This window comes from Proteiniphilum sp. X52 (assembly GCF_003712195.1).
Taxonomy (GTDB): domain Bacteria; phylum Bacteroidota; class Bacteroidia; order Bacteroidales; family Dysgonomonadaceae; genus Proteiniphilum.
The window spans coordinates 14,766-39,200 of sequence record NZ_RDSD01000014.1; the positions used below are offsets into that span (position 1 = coordinate 14,766).

The following is a 24,435-nucleotide window of genomic DNA, read 5'->3' on the forward strand; positions in this document are numbered from 1 at the left end:
ATAACACCTTTTCACTCAAAATTCACCGGTGCGATATCATAACCGAGCACCTTTTCCAGGTCGGCTTTGGCCGAGAGATAATCGTAAATGGCGTTCCTGTACTGCAACTCGGCGTTGAGCACGGCCAGTGCCGCCGCATTGACATCCACGATGGTGCCCATCCCCGTCTCGTACCGCTTCAGGGTGATCTCATGTCCTTTACGCGCCTGTTCGACGGACGACTGTGCGGCCACTACCTGTTCGATATTTTTGTGGATAAGGTCGTAATTGTTTCTGATCGACAACTTGAGTCCTCTTTCCACATCCTTGCGCTGTTCATCCAACTGCCATAGCTGTAGCTGCGATTGTTTCAAGTTGTGGTAGCGTTGTCCGCCGCTGAAGAGAGGTATCTGAAGCGTAACACCCAGCATGGAATAAGGATCCCATCGGTAAGTGTTGATCTTGAAATCGTTGTTCTGGCTCATATAAGTCCAGTTGAAAGAGGTAACCAGTGAGGGAGCATACTGCAGTTTCTGCAGTTCATAGGCTTTCAGAGCTTGTTCGGCCTGCAGGTCGAATTGCCTGATATCGCTGTTGTTGATGAGCGAAGTGTCCGCCGGGATAATGGCATCAAACATACTCTTCTGATAATCATCCAGCGAACCCACCACTTTCAGCGGCAGATCGCTGTCTATGCCCATCAGCATTTTCAGTTGCAGTTCGGCGATTTTCATCATATTCTCCGACTGGAGTATACTGGGGATAAGGCTTTTCAGCCGCACATCGGCGGTGATCACATCATATTCGGCCACTATCCCCTGATTGTATCGGAGACGGATGTCCTCCAGGTTAATGGAGTCTGTCTCGTAGGTTTTCCTGAATACGTCGTGGCTGTCCTGTGCCAGCAGCAGGCTGAAGAATGATTTCTTCACCTGGTTCACCAGATCGATGCGCGACGCGCGCGCTTTCTCCATGGAAAGTTGGATATCCACCTCACTCATCTGGATATTTTTCCAGAGCGAGGGTACCACCAACGGCAGGCTTACATTCAACCCCGCCGACCAGGAATTGAAACGTCCCATCTGGATACCTTCTCCGGAACTTTCGGTATCACCACCCATCACCTTTTGCAACACCTGCAGTACCTCTAACTCTTTGTCGGTATAGTCTCCGGGATTGATGCCGCCACCTATCAGGCTGAAACCTTCATCAAAATATACCGTCTGCCTTTTGATGGCCCGCTGGTACTGCCCGATCAGATCCATCTGAGGCATAAGGGCTCCGTAGGCTGATTTCTTCGCATACTGCTTCTTGGTGATCTCCATATCGGCGACCTTTATTGTGGGATTTTCGCTCAAGGCGATCTCCAATGCCCGGTTCAAATCGATCCGCAAACTATCGGTTTGTCGCGCTGTCGCCCTCGATAAGCCGGCAAGGCCCGGCACCATCAGTAATAATAGTATTTTGCTTCGTAGATTCATTATAATCACTTGTTTTAATAGTTCAATTACATTAGACTATTTGAGTCGCCTTCGCTCCTCGATTTTCAATTCTGGCAACGACATAATCCAAGCAAGCTTGTTTTCTGTTCGTATTGCTTAACGAAACAGTTCAATTACATTAGACTATTTCTGCGCTCGGCAAAGTAAATAAATTCACTTTGCACTTGCTTAACGAAATAGTTCAATTTCATTAGACTATTTCTGCGCTCGGCAAAGTAAATAAATTCACTTTGCACTTGCTTAACGAAATAGTTCATTTGTTTTTTTGTTGTTCCAGGTGGGCATCTATAATCCGAATCCCTTTGCCGGTCATGATACCCCGTAAAAAATTGATCATCATTGTGTAGAAAAGTTCTCTAAACGAAAAAGGAGGCTTTTCGAGGTAGGAGGCGCGGATATAAGTGTAGGTGCTTTCTTCTACCAGAAAGGCAGCTACATTCACATTCAGATCCTCACGGATATATCCCTCTTCAATCCCCTGCCGCAGGAAATTCCTCAAATCAACATTATTGATCTCGGTATGCCTCCTGATCAGACTGGCAGCCCGAGGATAATATTTCTGAATGTCTTCGAAGAATTTCACATTCCAAACAGGTGTATTCTCATGCACTTCGATGATTTTGATAAAAACCTCCACCACATTATCGCATTGGGCGAATAGAGTTTCAAACATCTCTTTTCTTCTATCTCCAAACCAGAGAAGAGTCGACAACAGAATATCTTCCTTATCTTTGAAATTCTCATACAATGTTCTTTTAGAGATACCTATAGAGGATGCTATCTCATCCATCGACACATTCTTTATACCGTATTGCCGGAACAGATCACCTGCTTTTTCTATAATTCGTTCCTTTAATTCCATTTTTCTATCTAAAAAAGCGGAGCAAAGGTAAAGCGGAAAACCCGAAAAGTCAAATCAGTTTCCAAAGTTTTAACATAGTTTACCTATAAATTTGTGTGGCGCCCGGAGCTTCCGCGCGGGCGGCAGCGCCTTGTGGCCCGCAACGCCGGCCCTGCTCCTGTCACTGCCAGCAGCATACCCATACCCATTTCCAAGCACCAGTCGCAGGAGGATAAACAATACCGGCCAATGGATAGCGCCAAAATATTTATCCACGCCGCTGACAAATCCAGGATAAGCTTCCGCTATAGGGGGAAGCCGGAAGAAGAGTCCCGCGATCAACCAAATCGGAAAATGGCTGTAAATGTATGAAAATGTTTATTGATATTGTGGGGGAGAAGCAATAAAAATTATAATTTGTGATGATAATTTTCTAAATTTGCACACATTTATATTTTTACCGCACAATAACAATCAAAATGGCAAATAATAAACTACATGACGACGCGCTGGCTTATCATTCGCAAGGGCGTCCCGGAAAAATAGAAGTCGTTCCCACAAAACCCCATAGCTCGCAACGCGATCTCTCACTCGCCTACTCTCCCGGTGTGGCAGAACCTTGCCTGGAGATCGAAAAAGATCCGCACACAGCCTATGATTACACGTCGAAAGGTAATTTAGTGGCAGTAATCTCCAACGGCACCGCCGTACTGGGGCTGGGTGATATCGGCGCGATGGCCGGCAAACCGGTGATGGAAGGGAAAGGATTGCTCTTCAAAATATTCGCCGGGATCGATGTGTTCGATATCGAGGTAAACGAGAAAGACCCTGAAAAATTTATTGAAGTGGTGAAGGCTATCTCCCCTACTTTCGGCGGCATCAACCTGGAGGATATCAAAGCGCCGGAATGCTTCGAGATCGAGGAACGCCTGAAAAATGAGCTGGATATGCCCATCATGCACGACGACCAGCATGGTACGGCAATCATCTCGGCCTGCGGATTGTTGAATGCTTTGGAACTAAACGGTAAGAAGATTGGAGATATCCGTATCGTGGTGAACGGTGCGGGAGCCGCTGCCAACTCTTGCACACGGTTGTACATCGCTTTGGGAGCAAAACCGGAAAATATCGTGATGCTTGACTCCAAAGGGGTGATCAACACTTCGAGGACTGACCTGAACGACCGCAAAAAACCATTTGCCACCACCCGCCATATCTTTACTTTAGAGGAAGCTATAAAGGACGCCGATATGTTTCTCGGCCTTTCCGTAGCCGATGTTCTCACGCCCGAAATGCTCCGGTCAATGAATTCCGACCCGATCGTATTCGCGCTGGCCAACCCCAACCCCGAGATTTCTTACGAGCTGGCCATGGCTTCAAGAGAGGACATTATTTTCGCGACAGGGCGTTCCGATTATCCCAACCAGATTAACAATGTCTTGGGATTCCCCTATATTTTCCGCGGAGCGCTCGATGTGCAGGCAACCTGCATCAATGAAGAGATGAAAGTCGCCACGGTGCACGCTCTGGCAGAGCTGACTAAAAAAGCGGTACCCGACGTGGTGAATGCCGCCTATAGCATCAAGAAACTGAGTTTCGGCAGAGACTATATCATTCCCAAACCACTGGACCCGCGATTGCTGACCACCGTTGCCCCCGCGGTGGCACAAGCGGCAATGGAATCGGGCGTAGCCCGCAAGCCGATCACCGACTGGGAACAATATGACCACAAGTTGCGCGACCTGATGGGATTGGACAACAAGATGATCCGCCGCCTGTTCGAAATGGCGCGCCAGAATCCCAAGCGTGTGGTCTTCTCCGAGACCAACCACCTGAATATGCTCAAGGCAGCCGAGAGGGCGTATGCCGAAGGGATCTGCCACCCTGTTTTGCTGGGGAATGAAGAAAAGATCTCCAAAACGGCGAAAGAAAACCAGATCAGCCTCGAAGGAATCGAGATTGTAAACCTGCGGCACGACCGCGAAGAAGAGCGGCGTTTACGCTACGCCGAAATTCTCGCGCGGAAGCGGAAACGGCAGGGTATGACCTTCGATGAGGCAGCGGAAAAGATGTTCGAACGCAACTATTTCGGCATGATGATGGTGGAGACCGGTGATGCCGATGCCATGATCACAGGGGTTTTCAGCAAGTACGCCGACACCACCGATATTGCCAAGGAGGTGATCGGCATCCGCGACGGGTTGAACCATATCGGCGCCATGCATATCGTCAATACTAAAAAAGGTGTGCTCTTCCTCGCGGATACCCTTTTCAACCGCCACCCCGACACCGAAGCGTTGATAGATATCGCCCGGCTGGCCAACGCCACCGTCAAGTTCTTCGCGCATGACCCGGTGATCGCCATGATTTCCTATTCCAATTTCGGGGCCGACTCGGTGGGCAGTCCCGCCAGCGTGCACAAGGTGGTGGCGACGCTGCACGAAAGATACCCGGACCTGGTAGTCGATGGTGAAATGCAGGTCAACTACGCGCTCAACAAAGAGTTGCGCGACAAGAAATATCCGTTCACCCGCCTGCAGGGCAAAGAGGTGAATACGCTGGTATTTCCTAACCTCAGCTCGGCCAATTCGGCGTACAAACTATTGAGGGAGACAGGGACAAGCGACATTATCGGCCCCATCCAGATGGGATTGAATAAACCGGTGCATATCCTCGATGTGGAAACATCGGTACGCGATATAGTCCACATGGTAGCCGTAGCGGTAATCGATGCGATTGTGGAGGAAAATATCCAAACCAACAACCTCACAAGGATAGAATAGAAGAGATCACCTCACCCCGGCAATGTAAATCCGGGCAACTACCCTGTAAAACGGTTTTGCAGGGAGAAACAAACAGAAAATCAAACCCAAACAAATATAGCAATGATGGAAAAAAGAAAAAAATTCATTCTCCCGGAAGAAGAGATCCCCACACGGTGGTACAATGTGACCGCTGAAATGAAAACCAAACCCCAACCCATGATCAACCCGCAGACGAAACAGCCGTTGAAAGCGGAAGATCTTTATCCTCTTTTTGCCGAAGAGTTGTCGCGTCAGGAGATGAACCAGACCGACGTATGGATTGATATCCCTGAAGAGGTGAGAGAAAAGTACAAGATATACCGCCCCAGCCCGCTGGTACGTGCTACCGGATTGGAAAAGGCACTCGACACACCGGCGCATATCTACTTTAAAAACGAAAGTGTGAGCCCGGTCGGATCCCATAAACTCAATTCGGCACTACCCCAGGCATACTACAATAAGATAGAAGGGATCACCAATATCACTACCGAGACCGGAGCCGGACAATGGGGTACCGCGCTGGCCTTCGCCGCCAGAGCATTCGACCTGGAACTGGCCGTGTATATGGTAAAGATCAGCTACGAACAGAAACCTTACCGACGCTCGCTGATGCAGACTTGGGGAGCGCAGGTGATCCCCTCTCCCAGCATGTCGACTAAAGCAGGACGGAAGATCATCACCGAACATCCCAATTACCAGGGCAGTTTAGGCACAGCCATTTCCGAAGCCATTGAACTGGCGATGCAGACCCCCAAATGCAAATATGCGCTGGGAAGTGTGCTCAACCATGTGGCACTGCACCAGACGGTCATCGGTCTGGAGGCAGAGAAACAGATGGCAATGGCCGAGGAGTATCCCGACGTGATCATCGGCTGTTTCGGCGGTGGCTCCAACTTTTCCGGCATCAGCTTTCCCTTCCTTCGCCACAATATTGCCGGAAGAACCCACACCCGGTTTATTGCGGCCGAGCCTGCTTCCTGTCCCAAGCTGACGCGAGGGGAGTTCCGTTACGACTTTGGCGACGAGACCGGTTATACACCGCTGATCCCGATGTACACATTGGGCCACAAATTCGCACCGGCCAATATCCATGCCGGAGGATTGCGTTATCACGGGGCAGGCAGTATCGTGAGCCAACTGCTGAAAGACAAGTTGATTGAGGCGGTAAGCATCAAACAGCTGGAAACCTTTGAAGCAGGCATACTCTTTGCCCGCACCGAAGGTATCATCCCTGCCCCCGAATCGACCCATGCTATCGCTGTCGCCGTCCGGGAAGCATTGCAAGCCAAAGAAGAGGGAAAAGAAAAGGTCATTCTCTTCAATCTCTCCGGACACGGATTGGTAGATATGGCCGCTTACGACCAATATCTGGCGGGTGACCTGAGGAATCATGAGGTGTCGGATGAAGATATCCGCAAATATTCAGCTGAGTGCTGATCTCATTGAGAATTAGCGCTATTGCGGATAAACAAACGAAAAAGGGCAAAAAATAACATAAATAATTTGGAAGTTTCATTTTTAGCCCCTATCTTTGAAAATAGAATTGAATGAGTTATTGCCGCATTGGTCGATTGGGAAACTCATCAATTACATTTTATGAACCGAGACTCGTTTTTGGTATCAATGGCGGGCCGCATCCTCCGGGATTCCGGTTTTACCGGAACAGCGGATTACAAAGATACCGGGACACTCAAATCCTGTCATAAGGAGTTTCGTCTTATTCCACCGATGCGGCTTTTTTATAAAAAGCAGATTAGCAAGAAGATCTTCTCTGATTGCAATCTGCTTTTCACTTTATATGGAAGATGATTCAAGATTTAGCCACGCTGATTTTGGCTCTGCCGAACATTGTTTCAATTCAGATTCAAGATTATGAATTGCAAATCGACGTAATCAAATCGTAAAATTATCACATTAGTTTTATCAGTCTCATTGGCACTACATGTTCCGACTTGTCGGGATTAGTCTCATTGGCACATTGACACATTGACACATTGACACATTGACACATTGACACATTGACACATTGACACATTGACACATTGACACATTAGTTTGATGGCTACAATAAAACAATATTGGGAACTCTTCCTGATCTTCTTTAAGATCGGCGCCTTCACTTTTGGAGGAGGCTACGCCATGATTCCCCTTATCCGCAACGAGGTAGTCGACAAAAAGAGGTGGATAGAAGATGACGAATTCATAGATATGCTTGCCATTGCCCAGTCGATGCCCGGCCCGATCGCCCTCAACACAGCCTTGTTCGTGGGACATAAACGGCGGGGATTTAAAGGCAGCCTCTTTTCCGCGGCGGGTGTTATTTTACCCTCCTTTATCGTGATCCTGCTTATCGCCATGGTGTTCACCCAGTTCAAGGATAACCAGGTAGTAGAGCGTATATTCAAAGGTATCCGTCCCGCGGTGGTGGCACTGATTGCCGCGCCCTTGTTGAGCCTGGGCAAATCGGCCGGGGTGAGATGGAAAAACCTGTGGATTCCCGTAGCCGTGGCACTTGTGGTCTGGCAGCTAAACGTCTCCCCCATGTATGTTGTACTGGCGGCTATCCTTTTAGGAATTTCCCATTTTCTTTATTTGAGGACGAAAATAAATAAGTAAAATGGAACTATTTGACCTCTATCTGGCATTGTTTGTAGCATTCTTTAAGATCGGCCTGTTCGGTTTCGGAGGAGGGTATGCCATGCTGCCTCTTATACAGCACGAGATCGTCGATACGCATCAATGGATGTCGGTAAGCGATTTCACCGACATTGTGGCCATCTCACAGACCACGCCCGGGCCCATAGCCTTCAATTCAGCGGCCTATATAGGCTATTCGGCCGTTACTGAGATGGGCTTTGGGTCGGGTTACGGGGTGATAGGCTCGGCAATCTGCACCTTCGCGGTAAGTCTTCCCTCTCTTATCCTGATGACACTTGCCACCGCCTTTTTCTTCCGCCTCAGGAATAACCCATGGTTGCGGTCGGCCCTCTCGATACTAAAGCCGGCTATTATCGGATTGATTGCCTCCGCGGCACTTATGCTGGTCACCCCCTACAATTTTATCGATTATAGAAGTTGGATTATTTTCGGAGCGGTATTAGTGGCATCCATCAAAAAGGTAGACCCCATTCTGCTCATTTTTCTCTCCGGCGTGATCGGGTTGATTCTTTACTGAACCGGTTTCTCCGATATCCCGGATTCATTCGTCCCATGGAATGCCTCCTTTTGGAATTCCTCTGACTCTTTTAGTGCTTTTTTCAAAGCTTTCCTTGCTTTCTGCCTACGCCCCGCTCTCTTTCCGCCACGGATAAGTAGTACCAGCAAGAACAGGAGGAATGCCGCAATCAGGATCAAAAACCATCTTTCAGTATAAAATGGATCGTTCGTGTAGTCAATATCTATATTGAGGTTGACGCCGGTTATCTCTTCGCCGGCAACAGCCGGCAACGGAACTGATACCAAGCCCCATAATCCCGCAACTCTCCCAAATATCAATTTCTGTCCTATTCTATTTATTTTCATCATACCACTTTCTGATAAGCAAGCCGTTCAGTTCCGTTGGACACATAGATGACACCGCAACGGGTGAATCGGAGTTTATCCAGGATCTGCCGCATCACCCGGTTATCACGATGGGTATCTACCCGGATGTTGGGGCACTGTTCGAAACACCACCGGAAACAAGCTTCAGCCACACCTTTTTCCTTTCCTGCCGACGCGAGACGATGCACTGTCCCATAGGGGTCACTATTGAGCCATTCCCCTTCATATATCTTCTTATAAGTGGGGTCTTCACCCATCATAAAGCAGAAAGTCCCGACCAACTCTCCATCCTGGTTTTCGCAAACGAAACTATGTCCGGCACCAATCTCTTCCGTGATATATACAGTGGAAGGATATCCCTCTATCCATTGCGAAGCATTTCCTGTGCGGCGCATAAAATCGCGCGCGATGGCGTATATTTCCATCACCTGCGGCAGATCGCCATGGGTCGCGGGTCGTATCCGGGTGATCATTTTCAATTATTTACAGCACCACGGTTGAATGGTGCTGAGTCTTGACTCTTTATCTCTTTTATACCTTTTTAGCCGATGTTTTCTTTGCCGTCGCCTTCCTGGTGGTCGATTTTCCCGTGGTTTTCTTGGCAGTTGCCTTGGCAGTGATGGCTTTTCCCGCTCCTTTTTCCGCTTTGGGTTCTTTCCCCTTGTCGGTATCTGCCATGATCTTCTGACAATCTTCTAATGAGAGCTCCTCAGGTTTCCGTCCCTTTGGAATTTTATAATTCGACTTTTTATAGGCGATATAAGGACCATAACGCCCGTTGAGCACCTGTAGACCGGGTTCTTCCTCAAATGTTTTAATGACCTTTTCCTGATCTTTTTTCTCTTTAGCTTCGATCAGTTCGATCGCTTCATTGAGTTGGATCTCCAATGGATCGACTCCTTTGGGCAGAGAGACAAACTTACTGTTGTGACGGATATAGGGACCGAAACGTCCAACCCCTATCACTATCTCTTTGCCCCTGAAGTCACCCAGTGCGCGGGGCAGCTCGAAGAGTTTAAGGGTCTCTTCGAGGGTAATGGTTTCGATGGATTGTGATTTCTGCAATGAAGCAAAAAGCGGCTTCTCCTCTTCATCTTGGGTACCGATCTGCGCCATGGCGCCATAACGGCCGATCTTCACCGACACCTGCCGTCCCGTCTTGGGATCTGTGCCCAACACCCGTTCCCCCGCCTTATGTTCGGTCCGCATCTGGGATGTCTCCTCCACAATGGGATGAAACATCTTATAGAAATCAGCGATTGCCTTATTCCACTGCGCTTTTCCTTCGGCAATCCTGTCGAAATCTTTCTCCACATTCGCCGTGAAATTGTAATCGACGATCGACGGGAAATATTCCATCAGGAAATCGTTCACAACCATACCGATATCGGTCGGGATTAATTTGTTTTTGTCGGCGCCGGCAATTTCTTTCTTGTCGGTGTCTTTGATAACACCTTTTTTGAGGGTGAGGATATTATAGATTCTCTCTTCTCCTTCCACATTTCCTTTTTCCACATACTCCCGGTTCATAATGGTGGAGATGGTGGGCGCGTAGGTGGAGGGACGTCCGATACCCAGTTCTTCCATCTTTCTGACCAATGCCGCTTCGGTATATCTTGGGGGGCGCTGTGTGAAACGCTCCGTAGCATTGGTTTCCAGCATGGCAAGTTGTTCTCCTTTTTTCATGGGAGGCAACATCCCCTCTTCATTCTCGCCGTTCTCCTCATCCGTCCCTTCCAGATACACGCGCAGGAAACCGTCGAATTTGATCACCTCACCGTTGGCCACGAATTTACCGTCGTCGTTGGAGATGCTGATATCCGCAGTGGTACGCTCCAGTTCGGCATCGGCCATCTGTGAAGCAATGGTGCGCTTCCAGATCAGTTCATAGAGTCGCTTTTCCTGGGCGGTACCATCGATCTCATGCGTACTGATATAGGTCGGCCGTATGGCTTCGTGCGCTTCCTGTGCACCTTTCGACTGGGTAGCATACTGCCGGCTTTTGATATATTTCTCACCGTATTGCGCGCCAATCTCCGTCTTGGCGGTTCCGATCGCCAATGCTGACAGATGTACCGAGTCGGTACGCATATAGGTGATCTTGCCCGACTCATAAAGACGTTGTGCCACCATCATCGTCTGTCCCACCGAGAAGCCTAACTTGCGTGATGCCTCCTGTTGCAGGGTGGAGGTGGTGAAGGGAGGCGCGGGTGATTTCCTGGCCGGGCGGACGTGGACATCCCCCACGGTAAAGGCCGATGTCTTGAGTTTCTCCAACAATGCCAGCGCTTCGGCTTTGGTCTTTAACCGTTTGTTGAACTCGGCCTTGATCTCATACCGATGACCGTTTTCCTCTTTCGTGAAATGAGCTACGATACGGTAAGCTGCTTCCGACTGAAAATTCTGGATATCGCGTTCCCGCTCCACGATAAGGCGTACGGCAACCGACTGCACGCGTCCGGCAGAGAGGGCCGGTTTTATCTTTCTCCACAGCACGGGTGACAGTTCAAACCCCACGATACGGTCAAGGACCCTGCGCGCCTGCTGCGCGTCTACCAAGTTCCGATCAATGTTACGGGGATTCTTGATCGCTTGCTGAATGGCATCCTTGGTGATCTCATGAAACACAATACGTTTGGTCTTCTCCTCTTTCAGGTCCAGCGCGTCGAAGAGATGCCATGAGATGGCTTCTCCCTCACGGTCCTCATCGGAAGCCAGCCATACCGTCTCGGCTTTTTTTGCCGCCGCTTTCAGTTCGGAGACAATTTTTTTCTTATCGGATGGAATTTCATAGATCGGTGTGAAACCATTCTCGATATCAATGCTAAAATCTTTTTTCTTTAAATCGCGAATATGTCCATAGCTGGACATGACATGAAAATCCTTTCCGAGAAACCTCTCAATTGTCCTTGCTTTTGCAGGCGACTCAACGATAACCAGGTTTTTATCCATTCAAAATGATCTTTCTTCTTATTTATTCTATTAAAAACAATGCTCGTCTTATAAACAATCTTGTTCTGTCCCACCTCATCCGATCTTAACAAATCTACTTTTCGGGTGCAAAAGTAGTAAGTTTTGTGCAAGGAGCAACAATTTTCCCCGAAATTCCTTCTTTATTAAGGTGTTTTATGCTTATCTCCTGATGTGGAACCGGGGAATGGGGATTTGGGATCGGCCTGCCTGTTTGGCGGATGGGAAACGGCAACCCCATGAATCGATGTCAGTATCTGAGAGAGTTGCAATGAGAGTGAACGACGTATTTCCAGGCGCATGCGGCAAATGTCGGTAAAATCCTGTGTCCATCGTACGGCGTCAAATTGTTTTAACACACGCATCACCTCGTTAAGTAAAATATAATCGAAAGCAATATCGATGGTGTCGTCCACTGTTCTCTCCACGATCTCGGCATTGGCCACAGCATCGGCGGCAGCTTCCTTGTATGCCTTGATAAGTCCCCCCGTCCCCAGGAGGGTACCACCGAAATAGCGCACGACGATGATGAGCACATCGGTCAGTCCTGCCGAGAGGATCTGCCCAAGAATAGGTCTTCCGGCCGTTCCCGAGGGTTCACCATCATCGTTTGAACGGAAATCGTTTCTCTCCCACCCCAGCATATAGGCCCAGCAGACATGGCGGGCATCGTAATATTTTTTACGCTGCTCCTCCAGGATGGCCTTTACCTCATCGGCACTCTTTACCGGAAAGATATGCGAGATAAATTTACTCTTTTTTTCGGTAACATACCCTTCGGCAGGTCGGGTCACCGTCTTATATGTATCGTCCATTCCACAAATATAATGAAAGTCGAGAGGCAAGACAAGCTTGTTTGAGCTTGCCCGAGACGCATCTTATATATTATACAAATATAGTAAAAGTGGATGGAACAGGCATAATGCCGACAGGGTTGTTTGAATGCTTCACCAAAAACATACCCGCCAAACCGGTAATCGAACCGGAATGACGGGTAAACAAGTTATACAGGATATGCTCAACCTTGGTTGAAAGATATCCCCTTAACACTTGGATGCGCCGCAGTTACGGCACTTGAGGCATCCTTCCTGATAAACCAATGTTTCCTGACCGCAGACAGGACATTTCTGCCCTTTGGCTTCGGTCTCGTTGGGCAGGTATTTCTTCAGTGCCCGCTCCACACCGTTCTTCCACGTGTTGATGGTCTCGCTGTCGAGCTCCAGTCCCGATACCAGCTTGATCACCTGATCGATGGGCATTCCGTAACGCAGTACGCCGGAAATCAACTTCGCATAGTTCCAGTATTCGGGGTTGAACTTACCATCCAGCCCCTCAATGGTCACCTTGTAACCGCGCCTGTTCTGGAACTGGAAATCGTAATGCTTCCGCCCGTCATTGTCGTACGCTTTGATGATCTTTCCGGAAGTGACATTCTTGGGCACCATAATCCCATCGTCTTCGTCGTTAATCCCGGTGAAAATCTCATATGGCCTGCCATTGTGTAAGCCGATGAAAGCGATCCATTTCTCCTTATTGTTCTGGAACTTGATCACATCGGCTTCCAGCTCCACAGGACGGGAGGTGACGATCACCGGTAGTTCGTAACAATCATCATCTTTTTCCTCTTCTTTTTTGTCACCGTTGGAGATAAGCACGCCGGCCCGCGATCCGTCGCGATAGACCGTACAACCTTTACAACCGCTCTTCCACGCTTCCATGTATAATTGGCCCACCAGTTCCTCGGTGGCATCATTCGGCAGGTTGATAGTCACGCTGATGGAGTGGTCCACCCATTTCTGCACTCTTCCCTGCATCTTTACCTTTTGCAGCCAGTCCACATCGTTGGAGGTGGCTTTATAGTAGGGTGATTTTGCCACCATCTCGTCGATTTCCGCGTTGGTGTAGCGTTTGGTGGTGGAATAGCCGTTGGCTTCCATCCAGGTAACGAATTTATGATGGAATACCGTGTATTCTTCCCACGAATCGCCGTTCTCATCCACGAAGTCGACCTTCACATCCTTGTCACTGGGGTTTACCTTACGACGACGGGTATAAACAGGCAAAAAGACCGGCTCGATACCCGAAGTGGTCTGCGACATAAGACTGGTTGTTCCTGTAGGGGCGATGGTGAGGAGGGCTATATTACGCCTTCCGTATTTCACCATATCCTCACACAGCTGAGGATCAGCCTCTTTCAGGCGATTGATAAAGGGATTGTTTTTCTCTCTTTCCATATCGAATATCTCGAATGCGCCCCGCTCTTTTGCCATCTCCACAGATGAGGCATAAGCATTGAGCGCCACTGTACGGTGTACTTTTTCCGAGAAATCATTACCTTCGTCCGTTCCATAACGGATGCCCAAGGCGGCGAGCATATCTCCCTCCGCGGTGATACCTACACCGGTACGACGTCCCTGGAGGGTTTTACGCTGGATCTTTTTCCAGAGGTTACGCTCGGAATATTTCACTTCTTCCGATTCGGGGTCAGCTTCTATTTTTTCGAGGATCATATCGATCTTTTCCGACTCCAGATCCACGATATCGTCCATGATACGTTGGGCCAACCGCACATGCTTGCCAAAGAGTTCGAAATCGAAATAGGCATCCTCCTTAAAGGGATTCACCACATAGGAATAAAGGTTGATAGCCAGCAGGCGGCAACTATCGTAAGGACACAACGGTATTTCACCGCACGGATTGGTCGATACGGTTCTGAAACCCAGGTCGGCATAACAGTCGGGAATCGACTCGCGGATAATGGTATCCCAAAACAGCACACCAGGCTCGGCCGATTGCCAGGCATTGTGCACAATCTTTTTCCACAACCTCCCGGCATCAATCGTTTTCTCATATTTCGGTTTGTCGGAATCGATAGGAAACTTCTGCACATAAGGTTTTCCTCCTGATGCGGCTTTCATAAATCCATCATCGATTTTTACCGAGATATTGGCTCCGGTTACTTTGCCCTGCTCCAACTTGGCGTTGATAAAGTCTTCCGAATCAGGATGCTTGATGGATACGCTCAACATCAAAGCGCCTCTGCGACCGTCCTGCGCCACTTCACGCGTGGAATTGGAGTAACGCTCCATGAAAGGGACCAAGCCGGTGGAAGTGAGAGCCGAATTCTTTACGGGCGATCCTTTCGGCCGGATATGGGAGAGGTCGTGCCCTACGCCTCCCCGGCGTTTCATTAATTGCACCTGCTCCTCGTCGATACGGATAATGGCGCCATAGGAGTCGGCATCGCCATCCATCCCTATCACAAAGCAATTGGATAACGAGGCCACCTGGTAATCATTTCCGATACCGGTCATGGGACTTCCCTGGGGAATGATATAACGAAAACGGTCGAACAAATCGAACAGTTCTTTCTCGCTCAACGGATGGGCATATTTCTTTTCAATCCGGGCTATTTCTTTGGCCAACCGCCAATGCATATCTTCGGGTGTCTTTTCATAGATATCGCCATGACTGTCTTTGAGGGCGTATTTGCTTACCCACACCTTGGCCGCCAATTCATCGCCCTGGAAATACCTCAACGAGGCGTTATAGGCTTCGTCGAAAGCGTATGTCTTCTTCTTCATCGGGAAAAAATTAAATAATAAATAAAATTCCAATTCCTTTAGACATTTCCCGCAACCTGATCAGGCAAACTGGCCTCTTGTTCGAATTACGTGACGAAAATGTCTAAATGTTACTTATTCTCCAAAACAGACCGTTCAATTTTTCAAAGCAAGGTTTTTTTGGTTTTGCAAGTTTATGGAAACTTTCCAAGAATCCAAAATTTTTATCCATTTTTTTATCAACAAAATCTCAAAGTTTTCCAGAATAAATCACAAAAGTTTAATAATCAATTATTTAATTTTTCAAAAGGGAGAAAAAGTTTTCCGATTGGTACAACTTCGCTGAATTTCAAACTAATAAATAAGTAAAAATAATGATACAAAAAACAGGGAAAATATGAATAAAAAAATCACCCAACAGGTGAAACTTGTTGAGTGATAGGTTTTCCGGAAGTTACCCTGTCATCCGGATCATAAAGGATGCGTAAATCCAGGGATCAAAAATTTTTCACCGCTCCCATAAAGAGAATGAGTCCGGTGGAATTTTCCTGGATGAGATAAAGGAAAGGACGGTTAGCGTTGAATACCACTTTTTCCGGGTTTAAGGGAAGGGCCGTGGTGAGCATCCCGATTGTAGTAACCGCTGCCGCTTCGGTGCCCAACTCATCAGTACTGATATAGGTATCTTGTTTCACGAAACCAATTTTGGCGGGTCCGTCACTCATCCGCGAAAAATCGGCCGCATGGCCAAAAGCGATCCCCATCCCCATTTTTGCAAGTACCTCGTTCAACCTTTTACTATACTCTGTTTTGAATTTCGGTAACGAGAGTTCTACCTCGGCCTCACGTAAACCCGACTTCAAATTTTCCCAATATCCCTCCTGACGGGTTAGCGCTACCACATCCTGTAGTTTTTTACCCTCCGCGGGCAGGAGCACCATCATACTGAAAGCCTGGTTACCGTAGGGAAGTCGTACTAACTGGAGGTGCTCATCAGTGGCATAATTAAACTTTGCGGTCTGGTTCATCATCTTCACATTTTTCCGCGTGCCATTTTCGCAGGTGAACGGCCTTTCGGAAGTGTTCTTCTTGTCAAATTCCGAAGTCCATATGCCTTTAAAATAAATGGCATTGAGCAGATACATCAGATCTTCCGGCTTGGTACTCTCTATCACTTTTTCTATCAAGCCGTTGGTATTATCCGATGCCCACTTATTGATCATACCCGCAGTTTCACGACGAGCGAAATCGACAGCTTCCACCGTCGCCTCATAGAACGAGCGATTACTATTCACAAAATCGGGCTTGATCTTAACGGATTGATTGGTAAAAATAGCGTTGGCAATGGATAACTTAGTGGAAGGATCTGTTTTTAATAACGCCTCACGGAGTTTTTTATAGTAACTATTGAGTTCGTCATCCGAAAACCCATCCATTTTCAGCGTTTGCTGCATGGCCTCCTTTGTTTGGCCGGCAGCACCGTTGCTTGTCATGGCAAGAGCCATGCTCAGGCTCAGCGGCGAGACCATGAAGTTATTGTCTTCGCCGAGGGATTCTTCCACAAACAGGTGTTCAAAAAAATCGAACGCAAATCTCTGGTCCGCGCGTACCATCTGCCGCTCTTCCGAGCGCAGGTCTATCCGGATGGGATCGGGGAGTTCGCCGGCCCGCACATCAGCGCCGTTTTTATCACAAGACATAGCCCAAAACAGGCTCGTAATCATTACCATTAATAATGATGAGTTGATCTTCGATTGCATAACAGTTATTTTTAAGTGAACTATTTCGTTAAGCAAGTGCAAAGTGAATTTATTTACTTTGCCGAGCGCGGAAATAGTCTAATGTAATTGAACATTTTCCATTTACTTGTTTATATGATGCTTTCAAACGGCCCATTGTTGCAAAAAGACTGTTAAAAAAAATAAAAAGGAGAAAAGATGGGTAGGCGGGAAGGTGGGAAAGATGACCGGGGGAGTGCGGGGGACCGGGGATGGCCGGAGAGGATGGATGAAGATTTTGACCGCGGCCACTGTAAATGATAAAATTAATGCCTATTTTTGTCTGCTGATTGATCAGGTTTCACACTGGTCGGTCTGATTGATGTACCACATTTAAATTATTGTCTGTCGGAATGAGAAGATGGCGTATCGAAGACTCGGAAGAGTTGTATAATATCAACGGTTGGGGAAACGGTTATTTTTCCGTCAACGAAAAGGGTCATGTGCAGGTAACTCCACGTAAACAGGCCGGTTATAGCGTAGACCTGAGCGAGCTGATGCGTGAATTGTACTTGCGCGATGTTTCAGCTCCCGTATTGATACGGTTTCCCGAGATACTGGACAACCGTATTGAAAAGATATCCCAAAGTTTCGCCATCGCATCGAAAGAGTATGAATATAATGCCCAGAATTACATCATCTACCCTATCAAGGTAAACCAGATGCGGCAAGTAGTGGAGGAAATCGTATCAAGCGGCAAACGATTCAACATCGGCCTGGAAGCCGGATCCAAGCCGGAATTGCATGCCGTGCTTGCGATCAATACCGACAATGACTCGCTTATCATATGCAACGGATACAAAGATGAAAGCTATATTGAACTGGCGTTGCTGGCGCAAAAGATGGGAAAGAAGGTGTTCATTGTGGTGGAAAAACTGAATGAACTCGACCTGACCATCCAGATCGCGAAGCGGTTAAAGGTAAAACCCAATATAGGCATTCGTGTGAAGTTGGCCAGCTCCGGTAGCGGAAAGTGGGAAGAGTCGGGTGGCGACGGCAGCAAGTTCGGCCTCAATTCAAGTGAACTGCTCGACGCGTTGGAGGTGCTCAAGGCAAACAAAATGGATGACTGCTTTCAGCTTATCCATTTTCACATAGGAAGCCAGATCACAAAAATACGCCGTATCAAGACCGCATTGCGTGAAGCGGCCCAGTTCTACGTGCAACTCCATGCCTTGGGCTTCAAGATCCAGTATGTAGACATAGGGGGCGGATTGGGGGTCGATTACGACGGCACGCGTTCCTCCTTCACCGAGAACAGCATCAATTACTCTATACAAGAGTATGTGAACGACTCGGTGTTTGCCTTCGTGGATGCCGCCAACAAAAACGAACTGCCCCACCCCGACATCATTACCGAGTCGGGACGCGCGCTTACGGCACATCATTCGGTATTAATCTTTGAAGTGCTGGAAACGGCTACCTTACCGGCATGGCGGGAAGACCAGGAGTTGGAGGAGGATGCCCACGAATTGGTGAAAGAACTCTACAATATCTGGGATACGCTCACACAGGCACGGATGCTGGAAGCATGGCACGACGCGCAACAGATCAGGGAAGAGTCGCTCGACCTGTTCAGCTTGGGCATGCTCGATTTGAAAACCCGGGCACAGATGGAGCAACTCTACTTCTCTATCGTGCGCGAAATCAATATCACCAGCAACCGGGCCAAGCACGCGCCCGAAGAGTTGCGGCAATTATCGACTTTGCTGCCCGACAAATATTTCTGTAATTTCTCGTTGTTCCAATCGCTCCCCGACTCCTGGGCCATCGACCAGGTGTTTCCCATCATACCTATTCACCGGCTGGATGAGAAACCCGACAGGACAGCCACACTGCAGGATATCACCTGCGACTCCGATGGGAAAATATCCAATTTTGCCTCGCAGGACGGATTCCGATCCACCTATCTTCCCGTCCATTCGCTTAGAAAGGACGAGCCTTATTATATAGGTGTCTTCCTGGTGGGGGCTTACCAGGAGATTTTGGGCGACCTGCATAACCTGTTTGGTGACACCAACGTGGTGCATGTCTCCACAGGCGATAGTGGATACAAGATCGATCAGATGATCGACGGGGAGTCGGTGGCAGAAGTCCTCGAATATGCGCAGTACAATCCCAAAAAACTGGTTCGCACCGTGGAGACCTGGGTGATGAGTTCCGTGAAACAAGGGAAGATCTCGGTGGAAGAAGGGAAAGAATTCCTCTCGAACTACCGGTCGGGGTTGTACGGATACACCTATCTGGAATAAGCGCATTCCTCGTCCGCCACTTCAAACTCAATGGTACAGTGATGTACCCCCATTGACAGCAGTTTGTCCCGGATCTCCAATTTCAGCAGGTGTTGCGCCTCCATCGGAAGGGGGCCGCGAAGCACCACGTGAACGGTCATTACGTTGTATTCGCCGTCTACCGACCAAGCATGGAGATCGTGCAGGTCTTGCACTCCACCGATTCCCAGTAGCGCCCGTTTCACTTCTTCCATATCAAGATGCGAAGGACTCCCCTGCAAAATAACACGCAGGCTTTGACGGATATTTCTATACACATTATAAAGGATATAGAGAGAAATGAGAATGGAAAGGAGAGGATCGATAATTGGCGCGTCGACAAAATACATGATTCCCGCACCGACCAACACCGCCAGCCACCCCAGCACATCTTCCAGGAGATGTAGCGACACCACCCTTTCGTTCATTGAGCTTCCCCTCCTCAGCCGAAGGACAGCCATCCCGTTGATGATCACTCCCAGCACGGCAAGTAACAGCATCCCTTTCACATCGGGATGTTGAGGATTCAACAGACGGGGAATAGCATGCGTCAGGATCAGGATACTTCCCACCAGCAGCACCACCGAATTGATCACGGCCCCTAATAACGAGAAACGTTTGTAGCCATAGGTATATTCCTTGGTCCGGGGTCTCTGTGCCACTTTTTGGAAATACCATGACAGCCCGAGCGAAAAACTGTCGCCCAGATCATGGACCGCATCCGAAAGGATTGCCACACTGTTGGTTATCAAACCACCGGCCAACTCAATGATGGTGAAAGAGAGATTCAGAAAAAAAGCCGCCCTGATATTCTTCACATCGGTGTGACCGTAGTGATGATCGCGATGGTGGTGCTGATGTGCATGCATAACCCAACGCTGTCTATTTATCGATGCCGACGCGATTCAGGATAAAGGCAAACTCAAAGGCAGTATCTTTGATGCCGTCATACCGCCCCGTGGCACCTCCATGGCCTGAATCCATATTCATGTGTAGTAACACGATATTATCATCCCTCTTCATGGCACGCAGTTTAGCCGCATATTTGGCCGGTTCGTGGAAAAGCACCTGCGAATCGTTGATACCGCCGGTAATCAATATATTGGGATAATCCTGCGCGGAGATATTATCATAGGGCGAGTAAGAAAGGATATAGTTGTAATATTCCTCTTCATTGGGGTTCCCCCACTCTTCATATTCGCCGGTGGTGAGCGGCAGTGTATCGTCGAGCATAGTGTTGACCACGTCGATAAAAGGCACCTGCGCCACGATAGTCTGGTAAAGGTCCGGACGCATATTCGCCACGGCACCCATCAGCAATCCTCCCGCGCTTCCGCCCATGGCGGCCAGTTTGTCGGAAGATGTATAACCATCCTGTATCAGTTTTTCGCTGCAGGCGATAAAATCGGTAAAGGTATTCTTCTTTTGCAACAGTTTGCCGTCTTCATACCATTGCTCACCCAGGTCGCTCCCTCCACGGATCTGGGCCACGGCGTACACAAAACCGCGATCGACCAGGCTGTACATGCTCGCGCTGAAGTAAACATCGGAACTTACGCCGTAACTTCCGTAGGAATAGAGCAACGCGGGATGGCTGCCATCTTTCTTCAATCCTTTCTTGTAAACGACAGCCATGGGAACCTGCACTCCGTCGGGGGCGGTGGCCCAAAGCCGTTCCACTGTATAATCATCAGGGTTGAATCCGGAAGGCACTTCCTGTTCTTTCAGCTTTTCGGTTTCTTTTGTCTCTATGTTATATTCGTATAAAGTAGTGGGGCGGTTAAGCGACGTATAGGAATACCGGAAAGTGACGGCATCGTATTCGGGATTACCGCCGAGCGATGCCGTATAGACCGGTTCGGGAAAAGCGATCGTTTCGGTTTCTCCCTCCCCGGACACCGGTTTGACCTGAATTTCGGCCAGTCCGTTTTTCCTTAACTCGAGCAACACATGACCTTCCAGTATATCGATCGACTCTATACGGACATTTTCATCATGGGGCACAAACAGTTTCCAGGTAGCCCGATCTTCATAGCCGGTGAGCGGCATCTCGTAGATCATACCGTTAAGATTCTCTTTGTCTTTATAACGCACAAAAAACTTGTCCTTATGCGGATAAACACTATACTCCACATCCTGCACGCGGGGAAGGAACACTTTGAACGGATCGGCAGGCCGGTCGGCAGAGATATATCTCTCCTCCGAAGTGGTGGAACTTGCACTGGCAATAAAAATATGCTGCTTGGTCTTGCTACCGTAGACGTAAGTGCCAAAACGGGCATCCTTCTCTTCATATATTAACTCTCCTGTGGGAGCATCCAGTTGCTGCCTGTATATTTTCGAAGATCGCAATGTCTGGTCGATCAGGCTGTAGAAAAGCGTCTTATTGTCATTGGCCCACGCTACCGAGGCAACGCCCTCCATCGAAAATCCCACATTTTCACCCGAAGCAAGGTCTTTGACCTTCATGGTGAATTCGGCATATGAACCGGTCTCATTATAGAAATAAACCGCCTTGCTGTTATCCGGACTGATGGAATAGCCTCTGAAAATAAATGCAGGTTTCCCCTCGGCCATGGCATTCACATCGAAAATAATCTCCTCGGGGGCATCCATCGCCCCTTTACGGCGGCAATAGGTACGGTACTGTTTCCCTTTTTCAGTGCGGCTATAGTAGTAATAACCATCCTTAAACGAGGGATAAGTCTCATCATCCTCTTTCATTCTCCCTACAATCTCATCGAAAATGATCTGCTGAAGCGCCTTGGTGGAGGCCATTATGCTATCTGTATAGATATTCTCGGCATTGAGGTAATCAATCACCTTCGGGTTGTTTTTGTCTTTCAACCAATAATAGTTGTCCACACGCTGTCGCCCGAAATTAATAAACGTGTCGGGGATCACCTCCGCCACCGGAGGAGCGGGAAAATCGGATTGTTTCAAAATCTTCACTTCTTCTTTTTTAGGATTGCACGATACGACCATAAGTGTAATGACACTGACAATCACCAAATCAATATGTCTCATGCGATTATTTTATTTTTGTTTACTCAATCGTCCGATTTACCGAGTCGTTCCACTATTATATTGACTCTTTTACCGGCTTCGTTTGGCAAAATTACATGATTTTTTCTGAAAACAACACGAACCGGCAAAATAGCTGTGATACACACACCATAAATCCAAAATTTATGTGAAAAAATATTGAACATTCTATCTATCCTTTTATAAAGTGGCAATTCAATCAATCTAACGGAGATAATAATACCGCATAATTGAAACATTATGATACGGATTAAGAAACTGTTTTGAATTTTACGAGTAATTATTTCACGCTTATTTTTCCACTCTTTCATATGACTAAAATATTTATTTTCAATGGTGTCATATGGAACTCGCTTTAGTCATGATCTTGTGTGATAATGATTATCATGCTCGTTTCATATGATTATTTTATTTTTTTATTTCGGTATATGGAACCTTCGATGTTCAAAATAATCATTCCCTTCGGGTGTTTATTGTTTTTTGCCCTTTTTCGCGCCTTTGAACTTTCATTTCTTTTAAGTAGCCCGCCACATTTCAATCAATGAAAATCCAAATCCATCAAAAATGGCTAAAAAACAATGGATGAAAAAATTCAAAACAGCTTCTTAAATCATCTCGATCATAATTCAAATTGAGTAGCATGGCAGTTCTTTTAAGAATAATTTGTTACCTTTGGACTCAAAATACTTTCAATTACATCAGGCGTTTTCACGTTTATCGCACTATTTCTACGCTAGACATAGTCAAAACAAGTTTTGCCCCTGTGCTCGCTTTTCGAAATAGATTTTTTCACCATCTCGATTTGACAGCAATATGAAGAATGAACAAAAAAACGACGTGTTACTCTCTCTCGGGCAGCTATTGGAGTTAAACAGAGAGAATATTATGAAGGCCAACGAGGCCGATATCAGCGCATATCCCGGCATGGACGACTCCATGCTGGACCGGCTTAAAGTAGATGAGAAGAAGATCGACGGTATGATCCGTTCATTGGAGGAAGTGGCCTCACAACCCGATCCGGAAGGGAAAACCCTTTATGAATTTGTCCGGGAAGACAGATTACGTATTGTCAATCAGACGGTACCGTTCGGAACCATCCTGATCATTTACGAATCGCGGCCGGACGTCACCATCGAAGCGGCGGCAACGGCTTTCAAGGCCGGTAACCATATTTTGCTGAAAGGGGGGAAAGAAGCGCGTCAGACCAATCTGCTGCTCACCGGGCTGTGGCAGCAGGCACTGGCCGGTCAAAATGCCAGCACTGACTATATACAGTATCTCGATTTATCCCGCGAAGAGACACAACGCCTCATCAGGGAAAACAGTCACCGTGTGGATCTCATCATTCCCCGCGGTGGAGAAGGGTTGATCCGGTTCGTGCAGGAGAACGCTTCGGTACCGGTCATTGTGAGCGGCAGGGGCAATAATTTTCTCTATGTGGATGATAACTCCGATTTCGCGATGGCTGTCCGGCTGGTGGTGAACGGGAAAAAGCGTATCAGCGTATGCAACGCCATAGACAAGGTGTTGCTCCACAAAGATATCGATGAATTGGAAGAAAAGCTGTCCAATCTGGTGACAAACCTTGCGGAAAAAGGCATAGAGGTGTGGGGAAACAAAGAAATAGCCTCTCTCCACAACAGCATAAAGGTAGAAAACAACGCAGCCACCCTCTGCGAAGAATATCTGGCGCCGAAACTATATACCTCTCTCGTGGACGGGATACAGGATGCCATCCATATGATCAACCACTACTCCGGTGGACACACGGCGGTGATAGTCACCAATGATGCCACAAAAGCCGTTGAATTTATGCAACAGGTGGATTGTGCCGCAGTCTATCACAATGCTTCATCGCGTTTCACCGACGGGGGGCAGTTCGGCGTCGGGGCGGAGATCGCCATTAGTACCCAAAAACTGCATTTCCGTGGGCCATTGGGTGCACAGGAGTTGGTCACTAACAAGTGGTTCGTGTATGGGAACGGGCAGATCAGGGAGTAGACAACCTGAATTCTCTCAGGGCAAGAGCAGCAGCAAGCACGTTTGTCTGATGCCGGGAGACGACTGAAAATCCACGGAGTGAAAAAGGAAAAAAAGCAAAAAAATAAAAAACTAAAAGTGAAATCTGCGAGTAAATAGG

At 47.9% G+C, this 24,435-nt stretch carries 18 protein-coding genes; 7 read left to right on the forward strand and 11 right to left on the reverse strand.

Translation table 11 applies throughout. The features are described 5' to 3' along the window. Positions 1-11: 11 nt before the first annotated feature. Both D7D25_RS11620 and D7D25_RS11625 read right to left on the reverse strand, forming a co-directional pair. Entirely contained in the window at positions 12-1,460 is a 1,449-nt protein-coding gene (locus tag D7D25_RS11620) for a TolC family protein (RefSeq protein ID WP_255417281.1), read from the reverse strand. A gap of 274 nt (positions 1,461-1,734) precedes the next feature. After that, positions 1,735-2,343: a TetR/AcrR family transcriptional regulator gene (locus D7D25_RS11625; RefSeq protein WP_122969124.1), complete on the reverse strand. Its 609-nt coding sequence runs from the start codon at positions 2,341-2,343 to the stop codon at positions 1,735-1,737. Between the two features lie 93 nt (positions 2,344-2,436). On the opposite strand from D7D25_RS11625, the gene D7D25_RS17870 reads away from it, so the two are divergent. The 5 genes from D7D25_RS17870 to D7D25_RS11655 all read left to right on the forward strand — a co-directional run bounded on the left by D7D25_RS17870 (position 2,437) and on the right by D7D25_RS11655 (position 8,301). After that, complete coding sequence (locus D7D25_RS17870; RefSeq protein ID WP_148038919.1) at positions 2,437-2,694, forward strand: hypothetical protein; 258 nt, start codon at positions 2,437-2,439, stop codon at positions 2,692-2,694. 107 nt (positions 2,695-2,801) lie between these two features. After that, complete coding sequence (locus D7D25_RS11635; protein WP_122969126.1) at positions 2,802-5,105, forward strand: NADP-dependent malic enzyme; 2,304 nt, start codon at positions 2,802-2,804, stop codon at positions 5,103-5,105. A 102-nt stretch (positions 5,106-5,207) separates the two neighbouring features. Further along, complete coding sequence (locus D7D25_RS11640; protein WP_122969127.1) at positions 5,208-6,563, forward strand: TrpB-like pyridoxal phosphate-dependent enzyme; 1,356 nt, start codon at positions 5,208-5,210, stop codon at positions 6,561-6,563. Positions 6,564-7,193: 630 nt separating this feature from the next. Beyond that, a complete protein-coding gene (locus D7D25_RS11650; protein WP_185140256.1) occupies positions 7,194-7,742 on the forward strand; it encodes a chromate transporter in 549 nt (182 codons plus the stop codon). A 1-nt stretch (position 7,743) separates the two neighbouring features. After that, a complete protein-coding gene (locus tag D7D25_RS11655) occupies positions 7,744-8,301 on the forward strand; it encodes a chromate transporter (protein WP_122969130.1) in 558 nt (185 codons plus the stop codon). On the opposite strand, the gene D7D25_RS11660 is transcribed toward D7D25_RS11655, so the two are convergent. The 6 genes from D7D25_RS11660 to D7D25_RS11685 all read right to left on the reverse strand — a co-directional run bounded on the left by D7D25_RS11660 (position 8,295) and on the right by D7D25_RS11685 (position 16,962). Next, on the reverse strand, positions 8,295-8,651 hold the full coding sequence (locus D7D25_RS11660; RefSeq protein ID WP_148038920.1) for a hypothetical protein: 357 nt from the start codon (positions 8,649-8,651) through the stop codon (positions 8,295-8,297). The genes D7D25_RS11655 and D7D25_RS11660 overlap by 7 nt on opposite strands. After that, entirely contained in the window at positions 8,648-9,142 is a 495-nt protein-coding gene (locus tag D7D25_RS11665) for a GNAT family N-acetyltransferase (RefSeq protein ID WP_122969132.1), read from the reverse strand. The genes D7D25_RS11660 and D7D25_RS11665 overlap by 4 nt, the downstream gene beginning before the upstream one ends. Positions 9,143-9,200: 58 nt before the next feature. Then, positions 9,201-11,621, reverse strand: coding sequence for a type I DNA topoisomerase (gene topA, locus D7D25_RS11670; RefSeq protein ID WP_122969133.1), 2,421 nt, complete (start codon positions 11,619-11,621; stop codon positions 9,201-9,203). Between the two features lie 164 nt (positions 11,622-11,785). Beyond that, on the reverse strand, positions 11,786-12,454 hold the full coding sequence (locus D7D25_RS11675) for a YigZ family protein (protein ID WP_122969134.1): 669 nt from the start codon (positions 12,452-12,454) through the stop codon (positions 11,786-11,788). Between the two features lie 228 nt (positions 12,455-12,682). Continuing rightward, a complete protein-coding gene (locus D7D25_RS11680; RefSeq protein WP_122969183.1) occupies positions 12,683-15,223 on the reverse strand; it encodes an adenosylcobalamin-dependent ribonucleoside-diphosphate reductase in 2,541 nt (846 codons plus the stop codon). 476 nt (positions 15,224-15,699) lie between these two features. Further along, entirely contained in the window at positions 15,700-16,962 is a 1,263-nt protein-coding gene (locus tag D7D25_RS11685; protein WP_122969135.1) for a serpin family protein, read from the reverse strand. A gap of 371 nt (positions 16,963-17,333) precedes the next feature. On the opposite strand from D7D25_RS11685, the gene speA reads away from it, so the two are divergent. Further along, on the forward strand, positions 17,334-19,232 hold the full coding sequence (gene speA, locus D7D25_RS11690) for a biosynthetic arginine decarboxylase (RefSeq protein WP_122969136.1): 1,899 nt from the start codon (positions 17,334-17,336) through the stop codon (positions 19,230-19,232). On the opposite strand, the gene D7D25_RS11695 is transcribed toward speA, so the two are convergent. Genes D7D25_RS11695 through D7D25_RS11705 form a run of 3 tightly spaced genes read right to left on the reverse strand, consistent with a single transcriptional unit; the run spans position 19,220 to position 22,606 of the window. Next, the gene (locus D7D25_RS11695; protein WP_122969137.1) at positions 19,220-20,119 is read right to left on the reverse strand and encodes a cation diffusion facilitator family transporter; all 900 of its coding nucleotides are present in this window, start codon (positions 20,117-20,119) and stop codon (positions 19,220-19,222) included. The genes speA and D7D25_RS11695 overlap by 13 nt on opposite strands. Before the next feature lie 13 nt (positions 20,120-20,132). Next, positions 20,133-22,277 (reverse strand): S9 family peptidase, encoded by a 2,145-nt coding sequence (locus D7D25_RS11700; RefSeq protein ID WP_221408004.1) that lies wholly within the window; start codon positions 22,275-22,277, stop codon positions 20,133-20,135. Between the two features lie 23 nt (positions 22,278-22,300). Next, on the reverse strand, positions 22,301-22,606 hold the full coding sequence (locus tag D7D25_RS11705; RefSeq protein ID WP_122969138.1) for a hypothetical protein: 306 nt from the start codon (positions 22,604-22,606) through the stop codon (positions 22,301-22,303). 502 nt (positions 22,607-23,108) lie between these two features. Between D7D25_RS11705 and D7D25_RS11710 the strand changes: the two genes are divergently transcribed. Next, entirely contained in the window at positions 23,109-24,296 is a 1,188-nt protein-coding gene (locus D7D25_RS11710) for a glutamate-5-semialdehyde dehydrogenase (protein WP_122969139.1), read from the forward strand. Positions 24,297-24,435 lie beyond the last annotated feature (139 nt).

Coding starts and splice junctions, on each gene's coding strand:
- D7D25_RS11620 (WP_255417281.1), bottom strand. CDS start 1,460: ATGAATCTACGAAGCAAAATACTATTATTACTGATGGTGCCGGGCCTT.
- D7D25_RS11625 (WP_122969124.1), bottom strand. CDS start 2,343: ATGGAATTAAAGGAACGAATTATAGAAAAAGCAGGTGATCTGTTCCGG.
- D7D25_RS11635 (WP_122969126.1), top strand. CDS start 2,802: ATGGCAAATAATAAACTACATGACGACGCGCTGGCTTATCATTCGCAA.
- D7D25_RS11640 (WP_122969127.1), top strand. CDS start 5,208: ATGATGGAAAAAAGAAAAAAATTCATTCTCCCGGAAGAAGAGATCCCC.
- D7D25_RS11655 (WP_122969130.1), top strand. CDS start 7,744: ATGGAACTATTTGACCTCTATCTGGCATTGTTTGTAGCATTCTTTAAG.
- D7D25_RS11660 (WP_148038920.1), bottom strand. CDS start 8,651: ATGATGAAAATAAATAGAATAGGACAGAAATTGATATTTGGGAGAGTT.
- D7D25_RS11665 (WP_122969132.1), bottom strand. CDS start 9,142: ATGATCACCCGGATACGACCCGCGACCCATGGCGATCTGCCGCAGGTG.
- topA (WP_122969133.1), bottom strand. CDS start 11,621: ATGGATAAAAACCTGGTTATCGTTGAGTCGCCTGCAAAAGCAAGGACA.
- D7D25_RS11675 (WP_122969134.1), bottom strand. CDS start 12,454: ATGGACGATACATATAAGACGGTGACCCGACCTGCCGAAGGGTATGTT.
- D7D25_RS11680 (WP_122969183.1), bottom strand. CDS start 15,223: ATGAAGAAGAAGACATACGCTTTCGACGAAGCCTATAACGCCTCGTTG.
- D7D25_RS11685 (WP_122969135.1), bottom strand. CDS start 16,962: ATGCAATCGAAGATCAACTCATCATTATTAATGGTAATGATTACGAGC.
- speA (WP_122969136.1), top strand. CDS start 17,334: ATGAGAAGATGGCGTATCGAAGACTCGGAAGAGTTGTATAATATCAAC.
- D7D25_RS11695 (WP_122969137.1), bottom strand. CDS start 20,119: ATGCATGCACATCAGCACCACCATCGCGATCATCACTACGGTCACACC.
- D7D25_RS11700 (WP_221408004.1), bottom strand. CDS start 22,277: ATGAGACATATTGATTTGGTGATTGTCAGTGTCATTACACTTATGGTC.
- D7D25_RS11705 (WP_122969138.1), bottom strand. CDS start 22,606: ATGAAAGAGTGGAAAAATAAGCGTGAAATAATTACTCGTAAAATTCAA.
- D7D25_RS11710 (WP_122969139.1), top strand. CDS start 23,109: ATGAAGAATGAACAAAAAAACGACGTGTTACTCTCTCTCGGGCAGCTA.